10 protein-coding genes and 1 pseudogene are annotated in these 15569 nt (G+C 39.8%); 7 read left to right on the top strand and 4 right to left on the bottom strand.

The window, feature by feature from the left end:
- Positions 1–79 precede the first annotated feature (79 nt).
- Positions 80–1186: an IS21 family transposase gene (gene istA, locus K8U60_RS11425; protein WP_223638894.1), complete on the bottom strand. Its 1107-nt coding sequence runs from the start codon at positions 1184–1186 to the stop codon at positions 80–82.
- Positions 1187–1384: 198 nt separating this feature from the next.
- Here istA (K8U60_RS11425) and K8U60_RS11420 point away from each other — a divergent pair, with 198 nt between their 5' ends.
- Complete coding sequence (locus tag K8U60_RS11420; protein ID WP_223638891.1) at positions 1385–2089, top strand: hypothetical protein; 705 nt, start codon at positions 1385–1387, stop codon at positions 2087–2089.
- A gap of 552 nt (positions 2090–2641) precedes the next feature.
- Here K8U60_RS11420 and K8U60_RS11415 read toward each other — a convergent pair.
- Together K8U60_RS11415 and K8U60_RS19165 are read right to left on the bottom strand one after the other, a co-directional pair.
- Positions 2642–3196 (bottom strand): hypothetical protein, encoded by a 555-nt coding sequence (locus K8U60_RS11415; RefSeq protein WP_223638888.1) that lies wholly within the window; start codon positions 3194–3196, stop codon positions 2642–2644.
- A gap of 148 nt (positions 3197–3344) precedes the next feature.
- Positions 3345–3434 carry a sortase family protein gene (locus K8U60_RS19165; protein WP_411730363.1) on the bottom strand — a complete coding sequence of 30 codons (90 nt, stop codon included), beginning with the start codon at positions 3432–3434 and terminating at the stop codon, positions 3345–3347.
- Between the two features lie 939 nt (positions 3435–4373).
- Between K8U60_RS19165 and K8U60_RS11410 the strand changes: the two genes are divergently transcribed.
- The 5 genes and pseudogenes from K8U60_RS11410 (at position 4374) to K8U60_RS11390 (ending at position 12799) form a co-directional block, all read left to right on the top strand.
- Positions 4374–9290 (top strand): DNRLRE domain-containing protein, encoded by a 4917-nt coding sequence (locus K8U60_RS11410; RefSeq protein ID WP_223638885.1) that lies wholly within the window; start codon positions 4374–4376, stop codon positions 9288–9290.
- 29 nt (positions 9291–9319) lie between these two features.
- Complete coding sequence (locus K8U60_RS11405; protein WP_223638869.1) at positions 9320–9547, top strand: hypothetical protein; 228 nt, start codon at positions 9320–9322, stop codon at positions 9545–9547.
- Positions 9548–10441: 894 nt separating this feature from the next.
- Positions 10442–10726, top strand: coding sequence for a hypothetical protein (locus tag K8U60_RS11400; protein WP_223638866.1), 285 nt, complete (start codon positions 10442–10444; stop codon positions 10724–10726).
- 125 nt (positions 10727–10851) lie between these two features.
- The gene (istA, locus tag K8U60_RS11395) at positions 10852–12354 is read left to right on the top strand and encodes an IS21 family transposase (protein WP_223638863.1); all 1503 of its coding nucleotides are present in this window, start codon (positions 10852–10854) and stop codon (positions 12352–12354) included.
- A pseudogene (locus K8U60_RS11390) lies at positions 12354–12799 on the top strand (ATP-binding protein). Before istA (K8U60_RS11395) ends, K8U60_RS11390 begins: the two are co-directional and overlap by 1 nt.
- A 570-nt stretch (positions 12800–13369) precedes the next feature.
- Here the strand turns inward: K8U60_RS11390 and K8U60_RS11385 are convergent.
- The gene (locus tag K8U60_RS11385; RefSeq protein ID WP_223638861.1) at positions 13370–14497 is read right to left on the bottom strand and encodes a 2-methylaconitate cis-trans isomerase PrpF family protein; all 1128 of its coding nucleotides are present in this window, start codon (positions 14495–14497) and stop codon (positions 13370–13372) included.
- A 130-nt stretch (positions 14498–14627) separates the two neighbouring features.
- On the opposite strand from K8U60_RS11385, the gene K8U60_RS11380 reads away from it, so the two are divergent.
- A complete protein-coding gene (locus tag K8U60_RS11380) occupies positions 14628–15491 on the top strand; it encodes a LysR family transcriptional regulator (protein ID WP_223638858.1) in 864 nt (287 codons plus the stop codon).
- The last annotated feature ends 78 nt before the right edge of the window (positions 15492–15569 follow it).

Raw genomic sequence — 15569 nt, 5'->3', positions numbered from 1 at the left:
TCTCGTTTGGTCTGATTCCGTTCACGGTGAGAAGGGTCTGAAATGACTTCCCCTTTACCTTTCGCTAATTTGTGTTTCGCTAAAACTTCCCCCTGTTCCTGCAGGCGTATGTACAGGTAGTTGTTATCCGTCTGAACATAAGCGCGATGTTTGGCGCGCCTTTACGATAAGTGCCACGAGGCACACTGTAACGATTTGAGCCGAAACGAATGACATTGTCATGCTGAATATCTCTTGTTATACTCGAAGTGAAGACTTTTTCAAAAATGTAAGTACCAGAGACCTTTTGCAGGTGTTGCTTTTCCAGGGCGTGCACCTCACAAGGTCTTTTTTTGATATTATGATGGACTTTTTTATTCCCCGTCCGTTCCAGCCACTTCATACAAGACTCTTGCCAATCGATTAAATTATCAAACGTACGGTTTTTAACAAAGTTATTTTTGACGTATTTTACAACTTGTTCGATTTTCCCTTTGGATTGTGGGTCGGATTTCCTGCAGAGGTAGACTTGAAATTTGCGCGTCTGTTGATACTTGGTGAAGTCGGCCGTCATAATCAAATCTCCAGAATTCTCACTTACGATTAATAAACGGTCTTGGTCGTAGACAATTTCTCGGGACATGCCCCCAAAGTGACGAAAGGCATTCTCATGCATATGTATCAGATCGCTTGCCCGGAAGGGCCGGTCCAGAAACTCCACATACTTGAACCTCGAATGCGCCAACACAAATCCAATAAAGTACAAACGCTTCATCGTACCATCAGTTGTCAGTACATTCCTCTGTCCAAAATCCACTTGAATCTGTTGCCCCATAGGTAGCTCCGGCACCGCACTGAATGTCCGCTCTGATGCTTGTTTGGGGATGTGGTAAATCTCACGCAGCTCATTCACATAATTCCTGACGGTATTTTCAGCGATCGTATTCACGCCCAGTCGCTCTTCCAACCAATCAAAAATTTGTGCACCTGTCAGATCCGGATGTTCCTTTAACCAACTGACAATTTCCTTGTGATACGGATCCAATTTCTTATTTCGATTTTGAAGCGACAGAACAAATTCACAAAACCCCTCGGGCGTCATATTTCCGTAGTCAATTACCCGATTTCTGGATATCTTTAGCTTCTTAGCGATTGCGCTATTTGAAAAGCCTGCGCTGCGAAGTTGGTGAATCTCGTTGTAAATCATAAACTTTTCCACTCCTCATTCCTCACTTTCAATAGACTCTCTCAAGTATATTAAAAGTGCATCAGTATCAGTAAACTGTTGAGTCTTATTTGGTGAAATCTGTTTACCGTTATTTGTGGAAAACTGTTTAGTCTAGTTTAGCGTTTACAAGGTCCCGTTCAATATGGAATTAAAGATGAGAACAATAATTTAACGGATTTGCGTACTGGCAAATTATTAGATGAAAGTATTAAAGAAAAAATTAAGACTAAAGAAAAGGAAAAGTACAGCGAATATATTTCTTTTCTTCATGAAGAATCTATAGTAAGTGATGGTGAAGTATCGACTGCCTCCGTAGTAAATCGTATTTATAGAAAGATCAGTGGGGTTCCTGACTATATAGATGGTCATTATCCTGGAGCTAATGATTGTTCTCCTGTAGCTTCTGGAAATATAGTGATGTATTGGGATGCAAATGGTTATCCTAATATGTCTTATGACAATACGCCTTCTTCTGTTATTTCTAGATTACATACATTTATGAACACAGATTCAATTAGAGGAACGTCAGGTGAGAACCTAGAAATAGGTTTAGATAGATATATGCAGGAAAGATACGCCAATGCGAATTCCGATCGAAGAGGCGCTCCGTCATTTGCTAATATGTCGAATGAAATAGCTGCCAAAAGGCCAGCTCTTATTCATTTGGATAGTTATAATACAGAGGGGGATAGTGAAGTGGGACATTCAGTTACTTTAGTAGGTACTGAAAGCTATCAAGAAACCACTCAAAATTTGCGGTACTATTATAATTTAGTTATCCATGATGTATGGGCTTCGACACCGACGGATGTTTGGATTTCCTTCGGCAGAGGAGGACATACTGTTTATGCACATACTGTTGTTTCCCCCTATGGATTGTGAAATATTTCTAAAAAAGTAAGTTGCAAAGAGATTAACTTTTTCCAAAATGACTAGACAATACTACATTTTAAATGCAACTTGTTTTCGTAATATTACTTTTTGCGAGATCATCAATATGGATAAGTTGCCTTCAAAAATTAGTCTCCCTAATTTAATTGCGAAAGAGAGTATATTATTTTTTCTTTACAATATTTAATATCAACCGCTGAATGTATTTATTTATGAAGTAAGTTATATTCAAATCCCTGATTCTATTGATTTCAAGGAAAAACCAAACGAAACTCTTTTCATTAGAAAAAATGATACATTCAAAAGCTTGCTTTATTAGGTTTTAATGCTCGAATTTCGAATGGACACAAGTTTACATATCAGGACTTATCAGAAGCAGCAGGAAAGAAAACTAAATTGAAGTAAAAAGGAAGAGGAAATGCTTAAAAAGCATTTCCTCTTCCTTCTGGTTTATAACGGTGTCCTTATAAAAACGCTTCATTATAAGGAGAAGAAGATAATTTCAAAATCAACCTGTTTCACAAAAGTGCAGCTAGCTTTTAATCAGTTGAAAAGTTTCTGGTAAATGCTGCGAGTCGGCACAGGAACAATCTCTTTTAATATGGGTAACTTCATTAAATCATCCATTTTGACTAAAAAAGTCTCTTCACTCAGATCGTCTAAGTCCAGATCCGCTTCTGGAGAACAAATGCATGTCTCTCGGTCTAACATTTTGATTAAGTACACCTCTCCTAAATCCGCAATATTTACTTTGTACATGGTTTTCTCTTTAGTAATGAAATTACTTACCTTTTTCATGCCGATACCTAATATGAAGGCACTGATCACCAGTGTGTTGACGGCAATACTTGTAGCCAGTTCCCAATTGATCGACGCAAGCTCCACATTATTCACGACAATTCCCCATGCGACGTACAAAAAAGGAAACAGAACCGTAAAATAAAGCACAGCCGCAAGTAAGGCAAACAATCGCTGTTTTATTTTTTGCTCTGTTGTCATAAAAACTTCTTCAAAAGCTGTTTTGGATAGAAGGGAAAAACCGGCAAACCCTATCCCACATATAGAAATCAGTAAAGCTATTACTCCTTGAATGCTCATTGTCGAATTCCTCATTTCCAAATAGATACCATAATTTACGGTTTTTATAACAATTGGTTTCAACAAATTAGCTGAAATATAACTTCTAAATCGCTTGTACACCTATAAGCTGGCTTTGAATGATATAACGTTCCGGAGCATACCCAATTTAATCAAACGTATAACAAGTCGCCAAAGTTAGAGTCGCTTCATTTGTATCTACAATAACGGTTCGGTCATCAGCATTGGTCACCCACATTTTTTCAACCTTATATTCATATCGCTATCTTTCATACTCCAGGAAAATAGAGTTGCCTTGTTTGACTTTATCCAACCCGACCAACTTCTTCTCCGAGTTGATATTGATCCAAGTAATCACCCATTAAAGCTGGCTGTACTTAAACCTTTTCAAGAGAATTCTTCAGCGAAGGCTGGACAGATTCTGTAGCCTCTTCTGGCCCGGCATTGTTTCAGCCTTCAATTTCAGCCAGTGAAACCGTCTCAGTGTCCTGAAGACTTTGTCACCACTGGAAGCTATAAAAGCCCATCATTGCAAGAACGACAATAAGAATAGCTATATAGACTTTATTCAGGGAGCAGACTTGCACCTCACTTTCTAATCAAACCAATAGCTACATACAAAAAAGCCGTATGCAAAGATACGGCTTTTTTGTTTTTTTATTAAGCCATCGAGCGTCTTCTAAACAATAGTATCCCAGCGCCTAAGGCAGCCAATTCCATGTCTGCAAAAACAAATTGGAAATCATTTCTTGCAGTAGCCGGCAATTCTTCATCTTCTTCACTGATTCCTTCAAGAGGAACTGCACCATTTAAAAATCAAAATATATACACAATTCTCATTTACATTTTTTATAGCATTTTTCCTTTTTCTTTTACAACAAAAAATATAGATGGAATAAATACTGCGATTTAAAACTGATTAGAGGGAAATGATTTTTCTTATATATGCTTAAACATTTGGTAATAAATAAGTGAGTAATTAAATTAAAGAAAAATATTATCAAATAATAATTACTTATCATTTAATAAAACTAAAGAGCTATAGTTATTACCATATTTAGGATATTTAAAATAAATAAATAGATTTTACTGTTAATTATACATACATTTGTAATAAATTTATTTACAATAATAAACAGGTAATTTTTTCAAAAAAAAAGAAAGAGTAGGTGGGGAATTGAACAGGTTGCAAAGAAGAATAAGAAAAGAATGGATTACGTTGTTGGTGGTGTTAACACTACTTATAACCTTGTTGCCGATGAAGTACATAGGAACTGAAAAAGTCGAAGCACAAGAGCCTACTACAGAAATTTTAACACAAGCAGATAATCCATCTGCAGGAAGTAAAGGTAATGAAGTTGTTTCTATGCGCTCTGAAAAATCGAAGACCTTTGAGAATACTGACGGGACTTTTACCACGGAAATTTCAGAGAATCCTATTCATTTTAAAGAAAAAAATAAAAAAGAATGGACCTCAATTGACAATTCGCTTGTTCCGGCAACATCCGGTAAGGGGTTTGTCAACAAAGCCAATTCATTGGAAACGAGTTTTAGCGAACAAGCAACTGAGGACACTCAGTTGGTAGAGATCAAAAATGGAGATGTTTCGGTAGCGATGACTGCTGTTGGAACAGAATCAGCAGCTCCTTCAACGACACAGGATAACTTAAGAGAATCCGTGGCAGAAATAACGGGAAATGAGATTGTCTATCCCGAACTATACCCAAATGTCGATGTCAAATATACAGTGGGAACCGATCGTATAAAAGAAGATATTATTTTAAAAGAGAAACCAGAAGCTGGCACTCCTATATCCTTCTCATTTTCCTTGGATTTAACTGGGCTAACTTATGAGGCGCAAGCAGATGGACGTATCTTGTTCAGCCATTCAGAAACCAAGGAAAGCATGTTCTATCTTGACAAGCCTTTTATGTACGACTCATTCAAACCAGAAGGCTATAAGGAAAATCCAGAAGTAACTTCTTTTGCAGAGGAGGCATTTTCTTACGATGTAGAGATGAAGATTGTAGAACGGGAGAACCAACTTTATGTTGACCTCATCCCTAATCGGGAATGGCTGGAAAGTGAAGAACGCGTTTATCCTGTCGTGATTGATCCGACCGTGGTGAAGGTCCAAACACTAGCAAATGTAGATGATACCAACATCCGGAGTTACTTCCCCAATGATACAGGAGGATCTGAAACAACTTTAGGCGTTGGCCTTCATCAAAATTCCATGACGACAAACAAAATCCGATCCTTGTTGAATTTTGATCTTACTTCAATTCCGGCAGGTACGCAGGTCCTTGATGCAACCCTGAACTTGCGTTTAGCAACCGTTTGGAATGATACAGATATACTTGTTGACTTGCATGAGGTGACCAATACGTGGACAGAGGCAGGAGCTAGCTGGTCCAAACGCGACGGGATTAATCCATGGACTGCAAATGGTGGAGATTACGACAGTACACTTATGGACACCGCGAATGTGGGACACCTTACCGATCTAAGTATAAATTACAAATGGGAAATACCACCCGCGAAGATCCAAAGTTGGATTGGCAAGCCATATACCAATAAAGGACTGCTGTTAAAAGCAAACAATGAAGGCATCAAAACTTATAAAAAATTTATCTCCGGCAACGATATCGGTAACAGTGATTACGCTCCTGTTTTAGCCATCACTTATGTATCGGCAAGTCGAGTGGGACTCGAATCCTATTGGACTTTTGATCAACACGAGGTAGCGAAGGGAAGCCTAGCTGTCAACGTAGGAACAGGCAACGGTGTGGTTCAGTTCAGTGATATCAATGTCAGTGGCCGAGGAAATTCAGGCATGGCATTTGAACGGATTTACAACTCGAAGTCTACGGAAGTTGATGCGTTCGGGCCAGGATGGTCGTTTACTGGATCGGAAAGCATTACACAAACGGAAGACAACTTGCTCTATTATACCGATCGAGATGGAACGACCCATGACTTTGTCTATGATGCCGTGGCAAAGAAATTTATAGGGCCTCCTGGTATTTATAGGAGTATTAAAGAAGTACCGGTCACTAGAATTAGCCATGGGGTTGAAATAGCAGACACAGCATATGAGATAACAGGCAAGAGTGGAGATGTTTCACTGTTCAGAAGGTCCATACAACGAATCGATTATGAAACAAATTCCACCATTTATCAACTTGATTATCAACTCGATCGAAATGGCAATAAAATTCAATATGCATATGACGATCAAGGGGAAATTATTAGTGTGACCGATGCTTCTGGAAGAAAAATGACGATTACACAGGGCAGCGCGGGCATTTCAAGCGTGGCGTTTGAAGGGAAAAGATATACCTATCATTATACGGCCGGCAACCTTCGGGAAGTACGTGAATACACAGACGCTACGATATACCTGTCGACTTTCTATGGCTATGATGCAAGTGGGAAAATGAGCACGATTACCGATCCCAATGGAAACATAACAAAGATCACTTATAGTGGTGCATTTGTTCAATCTGTTCAGCAACCATCTCCATCTGGAACTGGTGTTCCGGTCACTTCGTACCGATATGATTTACCGAATCGCACTTCCGAAATAACCGATCCCAATGGCGGGGTTACAAAGCTGACTTTAAATAATCATTATGGTGTCCAATCAAGTACCGATCCATTAGGCAGAACATCAAGCCAGGACACCATGGATGCCAATCTCAACCCAACGCAATTCACGGACGCGGAAGGCAAAATTACGAAAAGTCTCTTTGATGCAAATGGTAATCTGCTAAATTCAACAGATGCTAAAGGGATTCAACGCACGAATACGTATGACAATTTCAGCAATTTGAAGACGGCAACCAATTCAAAGGGTATGACTTCAATGAATTATGATGCCAAAGGAAATATGGTGGATATGACCGAAGCGGATGGCAACATCACGACGCAAGCCTACGATATCTATGGTAATAGAATGTCAACCACCGCTTCGGATGGCACACAAAAACTGTATGCCTATGACACAGGCAGCAATTATCAGACATCTGGTACAGATGCGATGGGGCGTATTACAGAAACCGAGTCCGACAAGTTCGGAAACGTAACTTCACAACTGGATGCTAAACAAAACCGTACATCTTTTGCTTACGATCAGCAACTCTTGTTGAAAGGGGTCACAAATGCACAAGGTGGGAGTTCTCCTTACACTTACGATGGCAACGGAAACTTGCTTTCGGTTGTCAATGCAGAAGGCAAAAAGACTGCTTTCACGTATACGGGGCAGAATCAGTTGAAATCTCGTACGATGCCCATGGGAGAGGTTACGACGTTGGGATATGATCATAATGGAAATCTTACTTCAACGATGAAGCCTTCCGGAACGAATCTAACCAATACATTTGATAGCGTTAATCAGCTGCAATCTATATCTGCAAATGGCGTTAAAAAATGGGGTATGACCTACGATAAGAATGGAAATGTGAAAACCATTACGGATTCCTCAACCGGAAACCTAAAAAGTTTTGCCTATGATGCCAATGAGAATCTGGACCTTGAAACAAGTGGCACGCTATCGGTTGACTACAATTACAATGATGCTAATGAATTAACTTCTCAAATCGGTAAATCTAGCACCACTTCGTTTACGCAATCGTATGATTTTACGGAAACAGGCAAGTTAAAGGAAATCAACCGCAATGGTACGAATCTGGTAACGTTTGGTTACGAACCGGTCGGACTTCCACTTTCTATTACGTATAGCAATGGCGTCCAAACGGGGTTCAATTTTGACGATGCTGAGCAATTGTTGAACTTGACGGTCAAAAGAGGAACTACGTCCATTCTGTCGGAAGCTTTTACGCATGACGAGAATGGAAATATCGAAACCGTCACCTCGACAAACGGGAATAAAGTCTACACGTACGATGAACTGAACCAACTAAAGAGCCAGACGCTGGCCGATGGGACAGTAGAAATCTACGAATACAACAAAGTGGGAAATCGGTTGGAAACAGAAACGGTGAAGAATGGGCAAACCACTCGGACCGTTTACGGCCACAATGACAACAATGAACTAACTTCCGTAGATGGGGTAAGTTTTACCTATGATTCAAACGGGAATCGTATCAAAGACGACCGATTCAACTATACGTACAACCAGTTCGATGAACTTCAAACCGTCAAAACGCTTTCCGGACAACTGGTCGCTTCTTACACGTATGACGAACAAAGCCGCCGCACCAGCAAAACCATCGGAGGCGTCCGAACAAATTACCATTATGGCCAAGGCATTGAAGTACTGTTTGAAACCAACGCCGCGGGTACTATTACGGCAGAGTACAGTTTCGACCAGCGTGGCTTTCCGAAGACCATGACTACTAATGGGCAGACGTACTTCTATGTATTGAATGGCCATTACGACGTTGTAGCACTGACCAACGCTTCCGGTCAAACAGTCGCTTCCTACAGCTATGATGCCTGGGGGAATATTCTGTCCCAAAGTGGAGCATTGGCAGAAGCGAACCCTTACCGTTACGCAGGCTACCGATATGATGAAGAGACCGATCACTATTACCTGATTGCCCGTTACTACAATGCAGCAGAAGGTGTCTTCTTGGCAGCAGATCCTGTAGCTGGAGAGACAAAAAATCCATTGACTCAAAATGGGTATAGTTACGCAAACAATAATCCGGTGATGAACTACGATCCAAATGGTAATTTAGCACAAATTGTAATGGGGGCAGTAGTTGGAGCTCTTATTAATATCATGTCCTACTATTTAGAGCTTGTTGCGGAGTATGGAGTTAATAATGCTTCTAGCCATATAGACAAAGGAGCATTAGGTCTTACAGCAATTAGAGGCGCTGCAACAGGAGCTATTGGATTTGGTTTAGTAGATAAAATTAAAACCATTGCTACATTAGGATCCTTGGAGACGGCCATATTGTCATTTAATTTAGCCCCACTTGCTTATGCTATTGGACAAGCAGGTAATTATAGTACTGCAGGTTTGGCTGAAAATCAATTTCTATCTTTATTCGGTAAATCTGATAACGCATTTTATCAAGCAATAAAGCCAGTTTTAAGTAGAATAGTAGATAGATATCGTTAAAAATCTGAATAAAAAGAGGGGATTAATAAGTGAATGAGGAGCTAATATGGTCTATATTAATTACTTTATTTGGTATTTTCGCTATATACATGGCGATTTTTGTATTTACTAAAAAGGCAGTTTTAGAAACGGATAAATTCCATGTTTTTAGAGATTTCACGCCTTTGCCTCCAATGGTAAATTACCTGTTGTTTAAGTGGTTCATTATTATTTCTGGAGCAATTACACTTTATTTGGGAATGTATGGAGTCATTTAAAATATTTAAGTAGGATATTTCACTTGAATGTAAGTAACTGCCATGAAGAGCCGACTCAATATGTTTTAAAGAGAGATCGGAGTAGAAATAAATGGGTTGTAAAAAATTTGAGATGTATACAACTAAAACTTTGTTCAGACAAAGAATGAAAGGAGGTTCATATGTCTAAGAATACTCGGTCCTTACTTTCACTTTTCTTCTTTCTCTTGTCAGTCGTCCCTTTTTTATCGGCTCAATTTACCAACTATGGATTTATCGATTTTGGCATTGAATCAAGAATAAGCCTCTTTTTCCCCTTCATATTTTCTATGATTGGATTAGTATTCGCTATAAGCGGAAGGGGCGGTAAAATAAGATTGGTATTAATTACATTGAATACTCTTGCTAATCTTTTTCACTTTTTTGTTGCTGTCTATGTATACAGTGCAATATAAAACCTGGTTTGATGCTTTTATCTTGCCGTAAGAGTTCCTTCATATGAATATAGTTTCTGTAACAATCAGCAATAGTTTATTATGCCTTCAATTCTAAGAAAGTTAACATATAAGGGATTATCAGAAGCAATTATATAAATTAAACCACACAGGGGGACGAGAAGATGCACATTTAAAGCATCTTCTCGTCCTTTTCCTGCAAAAAAGTGGTTCACTGATTATCAAAAGCTAAAAAAAGAAAGAGAATGTATAGCAATGTAATTTTTAATTCGATACCCTTTTGATAGGAGTTTCGTATTTTAATACGGTAAAAATGGAAAGGGTAAGACGCTATTCAATATAAAAGCTTCTTAACAGCAAGTTTTATTTGGTTAATTATAGAGGGAATTAGCCGGACTTCTTTCTTTTGTTTATAATTAATAGAAGCGAACTGATGTTTTTTATTTTGGAGGGGTCTTAATTGGAGATACTAATGGAGAATATAGATTTTTCTAACCTTGATAAGAGGATTGCACATGTAAAGGAAGAACAGATAGTTGAGCTCATGCAAAAGTACTATGAGGGAGAAAAGGTTTCAAAGATTTTAGACGAGTATAAGATTGAAATAAGCGTTTCCCAGTTATATTCATTATTTCCGCCCGCAATTACTGATGAAAAATGCATTCATTGTGAATCTTCCATGGTAAAATCTTGGGAATCAAAATCTTCACCTTCATTTATTGTTTATGGCATTCTAAAAATGTAGTCTTTGGCAGTTAATTTATGTAGTCTCTCTCGAGACTGATTGAATAAAAAAAGTCACTTGTCAACAGCATCCCATACATTTAAACTCTCTGTGATTGGGCTAACAATTACAGGGAGGTAGAAGGAGTGTTGACAGTGACTGACGTAAATTATATCAGACAAGAAGTAAATCTGAAAGGTCGTTCCTATTCGGAAGTAGCGAAGCAGATGGGGATTGATTTCCGAACCATCAAGAAATACGCAGATCAAGAAGATTGGAACGAGCCAAAGCAGATACAACGGCGAAAAGCCCGAGTGATGGAAGTTGTCAAACCAGTTTTAGACCAGTGGCTGTTGGAGGATTCAAAGAAAAAGAAGAAATTCCAACGCACCGCCAAGCGAATGTTTGATCAGTTGGAGAAAGAGCACAACTTCCAAGGGTCGTACCGTACGGTACGCGATTACGTAAGTCGACGAAGAAAAGAGTTGGGTGAAGCTGCAGAAGCTGCCTTGCCCTTGGAAGCGAAACCAGGGACGGCACAAGTGGATTTTGGAGAAGCGCCTTTTATACATAACGGCGAGGTCATTGACCTGCCCTACTTGGTTCTATCATTTCCCTACAGCAATACCTTTTATTTTCAAGTGTTCCGATCTCAAAATCGCGAGTGTTTCCTGGAAGGGCTGAAAAGAATCTTCCATTACATAGGTGGTGTCCCGAAGGCTATTCGTTTTGATAATTTGACACCAGCGGTAAAGAAAATCTTGCCTCATGGCGAAAGAGTTTTAACGGATGAATTTCAGCGCTTTGTCTTTCATTATGGATTTTCCCCGGAATTCTGCAATCCAGCGAGTGGCAATGAAAAAGGACATGTAGAAGCCATGGTCAAGTACGTGCGGAACAATTTCTTATTGCCCGAATTGCCATTTAGCGATTTGGAAAGTCTGAATCGCACATTCTGGCAATTAGCTGAAGAGGATCGCGACCGGAAGCACTACGTGAAGGAAGAACACCTTACGGCACTTTATGAAGAGGACAAAGAAGCTTTATTTCAACTGCCGGAAAAAGCGTTTGAATGTGTCCGGCTTGAATCTGGAAAGGCCGATAAGTACGGCTACCTGAAAGTGGATAACCGGCTTTATTCGACTTCACCACGCTTTGCGAAAAGCAAAGTGTTGGCTAAGGTTTCCTATAACCGCATCGACATCATGACGCCGGAAAAAGAATTGATCATCAGTCATGTGCGGCTTTACGGTGAAAAGAAGAAATCAATGGAATGGCAGCCTTACTTAAACTTAATGGCCAAACGGCCAATGGCAATCAAGTATACCAGCTTCTATGAACAGCTTCCGCAAAATTGGCAACAATACCTGGAAGCCTGTACCGTCCCTGAAAAGCAGCAAGCCTTACGGCTTCTATCCGTCTTGTTAAAAGAGCATGACTTTTCCGTTGCGACAGAAGCACTTTCCCTAGCCTCTGAACACGGACATCCTTCAGTCGACTCAATCAAGCAGGTCTTTTACCAGCTGATTAATGGCCGAGGCGTCCGAAAAGAAATTGAGATTCGTAAAGGTTCAGTTCCAGCCATGCCTGCAATTATCAGAGGCGCGGGCAATTACGACCAGCTCTTTGACAAAGGAGGTGCCTCTTGATGGAGCAAACGATTGAAGAATATGCCAAGCGATTAAAGCTGAGTTGGATTCGGCAGCACTATCAGGAGGTTGAAGCGACTTCAAATGAAGAATTCCTCCTCAAGCTCATGGAGCAGGAAATTCAGCAGCGGGAGGAACGAAAAACGAATCTCTTACTCAGTCACTCACAGCTGCCGGAGGTGCCGACGGTACCCTTCAATTAGATGAACTCGGCTATATTCCCTTGCATAAGCAAGGAGCCGAACTTCTCTTTCAGGTCATCAGCATGTGTTACGAAAGAAAAAGTCTAATTATCACGACAAACCTGCGGTTTGGGGAGTGGAATCATGTATTCGGTGACCCGATCCTCACCGAAGCGGTCATAGACCGGTTGATTCACCATTCCCATTTGGTTGTTTTTAAAGGCCCGAGCCATCGGATGAAAGAGTCTTTACTGCAAAATTGAATACGTAGAAAAAGGTGCTTTGGCAAGCGACATTTTTAAATGCCATTCACTACATTTTTTACTTGCCAAAAACAGGCGTTATCCCCTTGTACTCATTGATGGTAACGGTGATGTTGTTTGTCATAATGAACGCCTCCTCAAATAGCCTATGGCCGATTTTATGAAATTTCTGGCCCTTTTGACTATAGCATTTCTCGTTGACCTTTCCTAAGCATTTAAGGAACAATATACCCGAAAAACTAACTATGAATGTAACTTACTAGCAAAAGAGGTACATTCAGAAGCTTGATACTATAGGATTATTAGAAAAAAAATTGTCTAATTCTCTCCATATAATAAGGTGCATTAACACACTGGTTTTAGAGATTCTGAAAAAGGGTCTAATAAAAAATCAGTTTACCTCTCAGGAGTTTATCAGAAGTACTTGATTTCGGTAATTGGAATAAGAACGAGGGAAATCCTTAAATGAAATTAAACCCAAATGGCAGCCGCTTTTTAATAAGCGGATGCCATTTGGGTTCGGTTTCTCATACAAATAGATAAATGATCCAAAAAATGATAGGTGTTTTGTCAGGCCAAAGCTTCTCTGTAATCATAGTTATTTTTCGTATAAACATATCCTTCTAAAATCAATCTAGCTGTGCGCACCACTTTTATATTGCTGATATGGCCGGCAATTAAGTCTACTTTCGTTTCAATGATCCCTGATGGATGGCCTAAGCGCAACACAGTATTTTCGACTTGGATAACATCATTTAAAATGGTATCTGTTAAAAAGGCTCCCGCGGTTGTGCAAATAGCACCCGTGATTGCCAATGCCTGATGGGGTTTTTGCATGGACATCATTCGAATTCGACAATCCATTTCATCTACTTTCCGCTCAACACCATTAACATCCAAATAGGTTTCAGGAGGAGCGATTATCGTAAGTTTAGGCACTGCGGGCGATTTCACTGTAGCTTCTTTTTTAGTTGAAAATAAGCACATTTCAGCTGCTGCTGAACGGATTTCTTCTAATTCCCTTAGTTTTTCCACAGTAAACTCGTGCGGCAATTCCGACCCGGTCAACCCTACATCTTCTGCTTTCACAAAAACCAGAGGGTTGGCGACGTCAATAATGGATACTTCAAGCAGGCCGTTTCTTGTTTCAATCCGGTCAATCGGATTTTCAGTCGGGAACAGCTTGCCAGTGACGGCGCCTTGCGCATCTGTAAAGGATAAATAGATAGGGGAACCGGTCCCTGGAACACCAGGGATTTCGCATTGCCCTTCTGTTTTCACCCGCCCATTTTCCACTTCGACTTCAGCGATGATCACTTTCTGTGTATTGGTATTAAAGATTCTGACGGCTGTCATAGGGGCAGATGCTGCAACCAATCCTTGCTCGATGGCATATGGACCAACTGCGGAAGAAATGTTCCCGCAATTCCCTTTAAAATCAACCAACTGATTTTCAATACTGACTTGTGCAAAGGTATACTCCACATCGATATCCTTCATCTTCGACTTTTTGATGATTGCTGCTTTGCTCGTCAGGGAGTTTCCTCCACCTAGGCCATCAATTTGCCGCTGGTCGGGGCTTCCCATAATATCCAATAAAAAGCTATCCCAAAGCAAACGGTCCTCAGGCATTTCCTCGTAATTGATAAATACTCCTTTACTGGTTCCACCGCGCATCACGGCAATTGGTACTCTCATCGGATGAACCACCTTTCTGAAAATTCTATTGCTTCTAAAAATAGAATATGGTAATTTGGTTCATAAGTGAAATAGATATTTTGAACAATAACTTATCAAAAAAACTTATAACCTAACTGGAGTGATTGAAATGGACGAAAAAGATTGGGAAGCCATGCAAATACTATATGAAGAAAAAAATATTAGCCGGTCCTCGGAACGTTTATACATCTCACAGCCAGCTTTAACGTACCGTTTAAAAAATCTGGAGAAAGAAGTTGGAACAAAACTTTTTTTCAAAACGAAAAAAGGGATTGAACTGACCTCAGAAGGGATTTATCTAGCTCAATACGCGGAAGAAATGATTACAAAGCTTCAAAATACAAAAGATTATCTTCAAAATATGCAGCAGGAAATCCGTGGCACAATCCGTTTAGGCGTTTCAAGTAATTTTGCTCAATACAAATTGCCTCCGTTGCTGAAGGAATTTTTGACCACTTATCCAAACGTCCAGTTCAGTGTAAACACGGGATGGAGTTCAGACGTAATGGGACTTCTCAATTCCTCAGGCGTTCATCTGGGAATTCTGCGCGGCGATTACAATTGGACGGGATCGAAGACTTTGCTGCAGACGGAACAATTATTTTTGATTTCTAAAAAAGAAGTAAATCTGGAGGAAGTGCCGGAACTGCCCTTTATCAATTACAAAACAGACAGTTCGTTAAAAGATATCATCAGCAAATGGTGGCATAATCGTTATATTGAACCTCCGATGATTACAATGGAAACGGACAGGCAGGAAACGTGCAAAGAAATGGTGAAAAATGATCTTGGAATCGCCATTTTGCCGGAGATTTGTCTTCGCCCTTCAGATGAGCTCTACAAATATCCCTTGTTTTACGAGAATGGAGAACCGGTGACCCGGGATACTTGGCTAATGTACAACCAGGAGTTTTTAAAATTATCGACGGTGCGAACATTCATCGACTTTCTTGATGCCCACCCCTCTTTTTGAAAGTTGACCGATTAGACAGACAATAGGTTATAAGTTTTTTTATTCATTTCTAATAAAATTTATCTATTTTACTTATTT

It is taken from the genome of Planococcus circulans, from assembly GCF_020023385.1.
Lineage (GTDB): Bacteria > Bacillota > Bacilli > Bacillales_A > Planococcaceae > Planococcus.
The sequence above is the reverse complement of the archived record's forward strand: the minus strand, read 5'-3'. Positions and strand labels throughout refer to the sequence as shown.